This window comes from Bartonella sp. AA97HXZ (assembly GCF_042196985.1).
Taxonomy (GTDB): Bacteria; Pseudomonadota; Alphaproteobacteria; order Rhizobiales; family Rhizobiaceae; genus Bartonella.
Genome location: NZ_JBHIRC010000011.1, coordinates 77,576 through 87,570, shown reverse-complemented (window position 1 = coordinate 87,570; position 9,995 = coordinate 77,576). Strand labels below are relative to the sequence as shown.

4 protein-coding genes and 1 pseudogene are annotated in these 9,995 nt (G+C 36.9%); 4 read left to right on the top strand and 1 reads right to left on the bottom strand.

The features are described 5' to 3' along the window. A partial coding sequence (locus tag ACFINE_RS07285) for a hypothetical protein (RefSeq protein WP_375621554.1) occupies window positions 1–194 on the top strand: 194 nt, incomplete at its 5' end. A 617-nt stretch (window positions 195–811) separates the two neighbouring features. Here ACFINE_RS07285 and ACFINE_RS07280 read toward each other — a convergent pair. Further along, the gene (locus ACFINE_RS07280) at window positions 812–1,942 is read right to left on the bottom strand and encodes a metallophosphoesterase (protein ID WP_375621553.1); all 1,131 of its coding nucleotides are present in this window, start codon (window positions 1,940–1,942) and stop codon (window positions 812–814) included. 770 nt (window positions 1,943–2,712) lie between these two features. Between ACFINE_RS07280 and ACFINE_RS07275 the strand changes: the two are divergent. From ACFINE_RS07275 to ACFINE_RS07265, 3 genes and pseudogenes are all read left to right on the top strand, one after another. Further along, window positions 2,713–3,486: pseudogene (locus ACFINE_RS07275) on the top strand (autotransporter outer membrane beta-barrel domain-containing protein); the annotation flags it as partial. Window positions 3,487–3,690: 204 nt separating this feature from the next. Continuing rightward, window positions 3,691–8,412, top strand: a complete 4,722-nt coding sequence (locus ACFINE_RS07270; RefSeq protein ID WP_375621558.1) for an autotransporter outer membrane beta-barrel domain-containing protein — start codon at window positions 3,691–3,693, stop codon at window positions 8,410–8,412. 847 nt (window positions 8,413–9,259) lie between these two features. Next, a complete protein-coding gene (locus tag ACFINE_RS07265; protein WP_375621552.1) occupies window positions 9,260–9,985 on the top strand; it encodes a right-handed parallel beta-helix repeat-containing protein in 726 nt (241 codons plus the stop codon). Window positions 9,986–9,995 lie beyond the last annotated feature (10 nt).

Here is a 9,995-nt window from a genome sequence, read left to right as displayed (position 1 = left end):
AAGCCATCGACAATCGAATTAGCCAGATCTTCGCCGGCTTGTTCCATACCAGCCTTGGCACTCTCCGAGAGCTTTTCGCGGGCAAAAAAGCTCTTTCTAAACTAGAACTTCTTAAAATCCCCTTTTTACACCTCTCTCAAAGAAAAGATAAAACTGCCAAAACACGTGAGAGTCATCTAAGGATAATTGCATGAGACCATAACAGCTATAAACAGACTCCAATATTTATATCATACTTATTGTAACGATTTACTTACGTATAAAAGAAGAAGATAAAATTGTAATACAACTAAAAGTTCATACGGTTAATCAAGAGAAATTATACAGCATCACAAAACATCAATTGTTTGAAGATTATAAGTAAAAAATTGATCAAAATAAAAAGCTTTTCTTATGAAAAAGAAAAGATTTGCCCATGAGTAGATATTATAAACTCTAACAAAGGGCATAACTTGATAATTATACTGCAACAAACTAATAGAAACAGCCTTCTTGATAATTCAGGACAACATGTGCTAGCAAATTATGAACACACCCTTGACAAACTCCCCTTTCTTCAAAGATGAATGCCTAAAAAGAAAAAATAGAATAACAAACCATTATTCTGCTTTGTATTAAAGCTCAGTTCACATTAAACCATTGCACTTATAGCGTATAACCTGAAATCTTAACAGCTTTGAAAAAGATATAAAAAAGATGTCTGATTTTTCACTCTATTTCTAAGCAACATTTAGACACTCCTACTGCTCTTCAAGTCCGCACATATAATACGCTTTTTCCCTCATGCTTTAAGACAAAGAAACAAATCCTATTATAACTTACTGCAACTTGCCGAAAATTGGGTGTCTTTCCCTATAACGCCAAGATCTTTAATTAAAAGCGGTTTTCCTATTTCTCCATTATAGGCTTTAACGTGAATGGTCTTGCCTTTCACATCTATGAGGTAATAATCTCCATTAAAAAGCGCACCAGCTGTATATATAGGGATATTTCCAAAAACCTTATCATTTTTCGCACGGCAATAAGACTGATAATGCGTGTGCCCCACGAAGATTGCTTTAACATTATGAGAGGTAATAATTGACTTAAAGACCGACAAATCTTTAGCATTCTTTTTACGAATAAAAAAGGATTCACCATCAATGGAAGCAGCACGCGCATCATGAAAATTAATGATTGTCACTTTACCTCTTGCATCAGCAGCAGCTAAATCGTTCCTAAGCCAATCTAAAGATTTATTGATTTGCACTTCTGTAGACTGCCCCTTCAAACCAACCGTATAGCTTGGATAATTGTGAAGCTGCACATAGTGAACATCTCCATAATCCCAAGAATAACTCAAACTCCCCCTTATCAAGCGAATATTTCCACCCGAAATGGGAACCAAGCTTTCAGTAACATCTGCATTGAAATGCGATAATTGACTACGGTATTTTTTGATTTCCGATACCATTCTTGAAACTGCACTTATAGCACAAGCATCTTTGTAAAAACTGAATTCTTGAGGATTTGTACAATTACCAACATTATTGGCATAATCGTGATTCCCTAGCCCCTCATAGACAGGTGCTCCAAGAGTTTTATAAACATTTTCATAATCATCATAGTTTTTTTGTTGTCCAAACTCCGTCAGATCACCATTGATAATATGGAATGCAGCCTTGTGCGCTTTTATCACACCAGCAACCTGCTCATTTATCTTTAACCATGGCTCTCTGTTTGATATTCCATTGGCATCACCAGAGTTTAAACGCCACGGTTGCGGATCAGCCATAATGATAGCAGTATAATTTTTTGTAAGAGACTTTTCTTTCATCGACCAATCCATAAATGCATCATGATAAAGCCTCTTGTCTCTTTTTATTTTTTCAGCATCAAGATTAAAACAACCAGAGAGAGTAAAAGCAATCACGGTGATTACCAATTCAACTTTATATCTCATAAACCTATCGCCATAAAAACGTTACATATTATATTAAAAAATTCCTCAGAAGCAATTTTTTAGATTTTATTGTCAAAAATATGTCAAAAATTCGAAATAACGAAAGCAATAATCCTTCAATGAAGGTGCACTTTGATGATATAAAAGCACTGTTGATTTCAAGCCTTCAACTTGAAGCATCTTCATTGATTAAGATTTATAAGCTTGGGCTCTGGCTCTTTCAAATGTCATCGATACATCAACAGCTTATAAAAACTTAGTCGTATAGTATTAAAATATCCCCAACAGGAGAAAGAATGTATTCTTATATTAGAGCACCCAACTCCTTTGGATATCAAGATCAAATATATTAGAATATTATGATAAATAAGGTATAACTAATCAAAAGTGCTAGCAATAGTGTTTGATTATTACCGTCATCACTTACTTTGACAAGTTATAAAAATGCAGAAGTATTACAGAAAATACTATTATTACTTTATAAAAAAATAATATAACTTATGTAAGTATTATAATAATATTTATAATTTCTATAATATAGATTTACAATAAATTTAATTATATAATACAAATAATTACAAACACATTGTGTGTTAAATATAAATTAATACAAATTTAATATCATTTGTTTTTTAATTTTGACAAAAAACCAAAAATATCTTACCAAATAAAGACAATTATCGAAATTAATAACAACTATCCATTTTCACTTCTTCTTATGAAGTTTGCGGGGAAATGAATATTTGGGGGCTCTCATAAGGAGAATACTGGTGTATAAAACATCCCTTTTATCATGCACGGCTGCGGCTGCTATCATCCTATTCAACATCCAGTTCACTGCACATGCTGAAACTCTTGACGTTGCCAACGAAGAAAAAGATATATCCGGAAAAACGTACGAGACTATTTATGTAAAAGACAAAGGAAAAATCACCGGCAGTACTGTAACTGTAACTGGAAATAAAAACACAAATACAGACACAGGTAGCGATAAATATGTTGTAACAGTTGAAGGTGCTAACAGTGCGCTTGAATTAAATGGCTTAAATATTCAAGGCACTGATTCTGATGTTCGTTTTGGTATTTCTGTAAAAGACGGCGCTAACATCAACCTGACTGGGGGGAACATTACAGCTTCTCAAACTGGTGTTTATATTGATGATAGTAAGAATAGTAGAAATATACTACAAAATGTAGTGATATCAGATAATAAAAATGAAGCATCATCACTCCTTGGAATAGAAATAAACAACGAAAGCTTTATCACTTTAGAAAATGTAACAGTTAAGCAAGCAGAAACTGGTATACTTGCGGATGTCGTTTCTCAAGTTATAGTATCCGGAGGATCATTCGAAGGTAAAATGGATGGCGTATATGCTATGGGCGGCACCACCATTACTGTAGATGGCGGTACTAACATTACCTCATCTAATGGTAACGGACTCCATGCCGATGATGAAAATACCACCATAAAAATGACTGGGGGAAGCGTAACTGGAAAAGACGCAGCATTGTATACAAACGATGGTGGTCATATTAAAGTCACGGGTGGTACTCTAACAGCTAAGGAAGATACCACAAGTGCACCTACTACAGAAGGGGATAACCCTGCATATAATAAGGGTACTAAAATTGAGAGTGGATTCGGCGCATTGTCTCAAGGTGAAAACAGTGTGATTGAATTATCTGATACAAAGATCAATGATGCGACAATCGGGTTAAAAACACAAGAAAGTGGCGCAATCGCAATGACTGGGGGAAGCATTACAGCGTCCAAAGTTGGTGCATTCTTTTTAGATAGCAAGAGCAAAGAAAACGAACTGAAAGATGTAGTGACATCAAGTGGGAAAGATGATGCGCCACTAATCAATGGAATCAAGGCAACTAACAGTAATGTCACTTTAAATAATGTAACAGTGACGCAAGCACAAACTGCCATAGATGCATATGATTCCACAGTAAAAGTCTTAGGAGGATCATTTGATGCAGAAAAAGCAGCAATATTTGCTCAAAACGGCGGCAACATCACTTTAACTGGCGGTGCAAAAATTACATCATATAACGATGCTGGACTCTATGCGGAAGGTTCAAAGTCCATCATCGAAATGACAGGAGGGAGCATTACAGCGAAAGAGGAAGCAGTAACGACAACATACGGTGGCCATATTACTGTTACAGATGTCACCCTAAAAACAAATGGTGATGGACTTGGTGTAGCTTCTGATGACCTTGGTAGCATGATTGAATTACTTGGAAAGACAACGATTAGTGATAGTGCAATCGGGCTTCAAGCACAAAACGGTGGTGTAATCAAGATGACTGGGGGAACCATTACAGCTTCTGCAGCTGGTGCTGGCTTCTTAAACAGTAACAGCCGTGAAAACAAACTAGAAAATGTGACAATATCGAGTGGTAAAGACGATGCGCCACTGAACTTTGGAATAAAAGCAGATAAAGGTACCGTCACTTTAAAAGATGTAACAGTGACTCAAGCAGCCGCTGGTATATTTGCAGATCATGATTCGACAATAACAATCTCGGGAGGATCATTTCATGCACAAAATGCAACAATATCTGCTCAAAACGGCAGCGCCATCACTTTAACAAACGGTGCAAAAATTACATCATCTGATGATGTTGGATTATATGCTAAAGATTCAAACTCCTCCATCACAATGATAGAAGGAAACGTCACGGGAAAAGCGAGTGCTTTGGTTGCTGAAGATGGTGGTCATATTACTGTTACAGATGTTACCCTAAAAACAAATGATAGCGATAAGTCATTTGGTGTATTTTCTAATGGCGCAAATAGTGTAATTGAATTGCTTGGAAAGACCACAATTAGTGGTAGTGCAATCGGGCTTGCATTCCAAAATGATGGCGCAATCAAGATGATTGGAGGAACCATTACAGCTTCTGCAGCTGGTGCTGGATTCTTAAACAGTAACAGTCATGAAAACAAACTAGAAAATGTGACAATATCGAGTGATAAAGACGATACGCCACTGAACTTTGGGATAAAAGCAGATAAAAGTACCGTTACTTTAAAAGATGTAACAGTGACTCAAGCAGCCGCCGGTATATTTGCAGAGAATGATTCGACAATAACAATCTCGGGAGGATCATTTCATGCACAAAATACAACAATATCTGCTAAAAGCGGCAGCACTATCACTTTAACCAATGATGCAAACATTACATCATCTGATAATGTTGGACTCTATGCAGAAGGTTCAAAATCCACCATCACAATGACGGGAGGAACTGTCACGGGGAAAGGTAATGCATTGGTTGCTGAAAATGGTGGACATATTACTGTTGCAGATGTGGCTCTAACTGTCACAGATGTGGCTCCAAGTGACGACTATATATCGTCTGGTGTATTTTCTGTTGGTGAAGGCAGTGTAATTGAATTACTTGGAAATACAACTATTAGTAATAGTGCACTCGGGCTTCAAGCACTAAACGATGGTGCAATCAAGATGACTGGAGGAGCCATTAAAACTTCTCTAGTTGGTGCCGGCTTTTTAAACAGTAACAGCGGTGAAAACAAGCTGGAAGGTGTGAAGATATCGAATAATAAAGACGATGCATTACTGAACTTTGGAATAAAAGCAGATAAAAGTACCGTCACTTTAAAAGATGTAACAGTGACTCAAGCAGCCGCCAGTATAGTTGCAAATAACCACTCAACAATAACGGTCTCAGGAGGATCATTTAGTGGACGTGCTGTAGGAGGAAGCGCCGAAACCAGCAGTACGATTATCTTAAAAAACAATGCTAACATTATATCATCTAATGGCGAAGGACTCCTTGCAGACGGTTCAGGATCTAAGATCATAATGACGGGAGGATCCGTAGCCGCGAACAAAACAGCGTTATTCGCACTCAACGGAGGGCATATTGATGCCACAGATGTTGCTCTAACAACAGAGGGAAAAGGAAGCGGTGCATTTGTAAGTGGCAATGACAGCACAATTCAATTGCATGGTGATACAATAATTAACAATACTTTGGACGGCCTTGGAGCAGTTAACGGTGGTAAAATCATTAGCGAAAACTTATCGATAATCGGTGGTGAAGCACTTGAAGGCTCCGACAACGAACGCACTGGTATATGGACATCGGACTCTGGTAGTGAAGTTAGGTTAATGGGCAAAACAACCATTCAAAATGTCGATGAAGGTTTTTATGCAGACGGTGGAAGTAAAATCATTAGCGGAGATTTAACAATAACTGGTGGTGAAAGTAAACAACAAACCGTTGCTGTAAATGTTGCGGAACTTGGTAGTGCAATCGAATTAAATGGTAAAACAATCATTCAAAACTTTGATTTTGGTCTCACCGCAGCAAATAATAGCACAATTAAGATGACGAATGGTTATATTGGAGCAGCAGAGAATACAATAAAAAATAAAATAGAAGCAAAAAAAGTTGCACTATGGGCGGCATTTAACGGACATATTGATGTCGTGAATACTTCTATGATAGCAGGAGTTGCTGGTTTGCAATTTATAGCTCTCTCTAATCCTGATCTAGATTATCCAGATGATCCACAAAAACGTAAAAGCAGTGAAATCAATTTAACCAATGCAGAGCTTCATGCTGAAAATGGTACTGGAATTTTTGTTGGAGCTTTCACTAAAAATAACATTGAAAATAGTGCCGATCTGTCAATTGGTACAGTTAATCTCACAAATTCGGGAATCCATGCCGACGTGTTATTAGGGGACGGTCTCTTTACGAAAGAAAAAAGCTTTTGGGAAGAGGAAGATATTAAAGCGATCTCCAATGGCACCTTCACCTTAAGCGCTGATCAGTCTACTCTAGAGGGCAGAGCGAATATTGCTAAAAATAGAACTGTACGTTTTGATCTAAAAAACAAGACAACATGGACACTAAAGACCAGTACAAAAGAAAAAGATGCTGATGGCAATCTGCTTGATATTGCTCAAAGATCTCGTTCCGATATTTCTACGCTTAATCTCGATAACAGCTCTATTGTTTTTGATGGACTGGTAGAAGATCATTATCACACATTGCATATAGGATCTGGTAAACCAGATACGCAAACAGTCTACAACGCAACGGGAGACGCAAAGATTTACTTCAACATTGCTTGGAGTGATGGCGTAGCAAGTGCCGATCAAAAAACCGATAGACTTCTGATCCACGGTGATGTCTCAGGCTCCACAACAGTTTATATCAAAAGCGATTCAGGAGATGAAAGTAGTGTAGTCAATGCTGCTGATCCTTCCAATATAGGTGGCCTCTCGCTCATTCAAGTATCTGGAAAAGCACAAGAAGACTCTTTCAAACTCGTAAATGGCTATACCACAAGAAATCGTTTGCCTTATAAATATACGCTAACGGCCTATGGACCAGAGTCAAGCCACGGTACAGCCGATGTTGCACAAAGCCTCTTTGATGAAAAGAATGAAAATTTCTGGGATTTCCGCTTACATAAAGAAATTCTTGAAACGGATTCTGGTTCTGGTCCAAGTGTGATCGTCCCTGTAGCACAAACGGCCAGTTACTTAGTCATGCCAAATGCTCTCTTCTATAGTGGATTAACGGATATGGCTAAACAAAACGCACTCTTAGGCAATATCAGAACATCTGTCTTAGGAAAAGAAGAAGAAAAACAAACCGGTTTCTTCCTCTATACTTACGGAAACACAGGAACCTTATCTTCTGAACGCGGACCTCTCAAATATGGTTATGGTGCTGATATCCGCTATGCTGCTCTCCAAGCCGCAGTCACATTCGCAGCATTAGAAGGACAAAATACCACAACACATTTCGGTCTTGTAGGCACCTATGGGCGGCTGTCTTTCACTCCAAAAGATATGGATGATGTAAGTAAGAGCACATTGGATAAATGGTCACTAACAGCTTATGGCAGCGTGCAGCATGACAATGGTTTCTATATGGATACACTGTTATCCTATGGGATAATAAAGGGAGATATCGGCAATGCTATCATTGGCAAAACCGCAAAATTGAAAAACGCCAAAATGTTGAGTATCTCCACCACTGTTGGCAAAGAGTTTGCAGCTGGAATGGAAGGTTTAACATTTGAGCCACAAGCACAAATTGCCTATCAACATTTGATGTTTAATACCATTGAAGATGCTGATAATTTTACCGTTGATATGAAAAATCCTTCTCAATGGTTGATCCGTGTTGGTGGACGTTTGACAAAAACTATTTCCACTGAAAACAACCGTCCAATGTCTTTCTATGGAAAAGTAAACTTGATCAAAACCTTTGGTGATAATGGTACCATCCAGATTGGCAGAGATTTTGACCTTGATCCTATGGGACCTGCAATTGAAGGCGGCGTTGGCATCAATGCACAACTGTCTCACAATTTCTCCCTTCATGGTGATGTAAGTTATCAACAAAAGCTTCAGAAAACTGGTATAAGTGGTGCAAGCTTTTCAGGTGGTATACGCTATCAGTTTTAAGGAAAGGAAATTCTTCTCGGAACCTCTTATTTTAAACAGAGCAGCCTGTGCCCTACATGAGAAGGAAAGCACATGTACAAGCGTATGAGACTGAAAAAAGTGTAAAAGCGAGCGTTGCTTTCCCGTTCGTTTGCACAGAAAGGCTGCACAACTCTGTATTGTGCAGCTTTTTTAATTTTCTATAATATTATGTAGCCCTTTTGTTGATATTACCTCTTGTAAATAAACCCTGCTTTTCTTTTCTGCTAAAGTCCTTTTTATTCCTTAAAGAAACCTCTTTCTTCTTCATGCAGTAGATGTACTAGCTTTTCTTTAAAGGAATTCCCTTCACCTCTTTACGGCAGAAGATCTGCTGCAAAATACCTTTTTGCGCAGAAAATCCAATCAGGCATAACAAACATAACACAATGCTTTGTACTCAATTTATCTAAAATGCTCAGGAAATCATAAAGAAGAGCTAAAGCTTTATCAATCATCATAAGTATTATTTAAGTATATACATAAATATATTTTAGATATACAGAAAACAAATATTAAATTCATTATGTGATTGAAATTATAATAGTTTATATTTAATAATTTGTTTTATAAATTACATAGTTATTTACAAAATAAAAAACCCTTTAATAAAAATTAATTATAGAATACAAGTAAATAAAATAAATTTACTATATAAATGTAAAAATAAATAAAGTATAAAATTATATTATATTTTATTATTAAATAATATAAATACTTTATATAAAAGTTAAAATAATATAACCTCCCGATGAAAATTGTGTGTTCTTTATCCTTTTTATAAGCGGGGAGAGAATATGCGGAGGCTTATAAGTTAAGGAAAATCTTCATGTCTAAAAAATTTTTACTATCCTGTACAGCTGTTGCGACAATCGCGCTGTTTAATGCTCATACTAATGTAAAAGCCGAAAAAATCTTAATGAATTTTCGTGGAATAACTGAGGAAGCATCCAACTTCACTGTTGGCGGTATAATAGTGATAAAAGGTAGTGGAATAATTGGAAAAAATTTAGCAATAATTCACGACAGCAAAAACATGGAGGACGACTGGTTGAGCACTGTACGCATTATCGAACCTAATAGCTTTCTTGACTTATCAGAATCAACGATTAAGGCTAAAGAAATCGGTGTGATGGCAACAGACGGTGGTATAATAAAAATGAATGCAGTAGGTATTATTGCTCCTACAGTAGGCTTATTTCTCGAAGATAGCAAAAGTGATAAAAACAAGCTGAAAAATGTGACAATAACGAGCAGTAAAGATGACTTAATGGAAAAAGGAATAGCTCTTTATAAGGAAAGTAAAGTCATCTTGGAAAACGTAACAGTTACTCAAGCAAAAGTGGGTATAGAAGCGTTGGATAATTCTCAAACAACGGTATCAGGAGGATACTTTAATGCAAAAGAGCATGGAATATACGCTGGTACAGGCTCTACAATTACTTTAAAGAACAATGTTACAGTGTCCTCTGATGAATATGGCCTCAATGCAAATGGTGCACAATCCAAAATCACGATGATTGGGGGAACTGTAACTGGGAAAAAAATGCATTAGTTGCAGCAAA

Coding starts and splice junctions, on each gene's coding strand:
- ACFINE_RS07280 (WP_375621553.1), bottom strand. CDS start 1,942: ATGAGATATAAAGTTGAATTGGTAATCACCGTGATTGCTTTTACTCTC.
- ACFINE_RS07270 (WP_375621558.1), top strand. CDS start 3,691: ATGACTGGGGGAAGCATTACAGCGTCCAAAGTTGGTGCATTCTTTTTA.
- ACFINE_RS07265 (WP_375621552.1), top strand. CDS start 9,260: ATGTCTAAAAAATTTTTACTATCCTGTACAGCTGTTGCGACAATCGCG.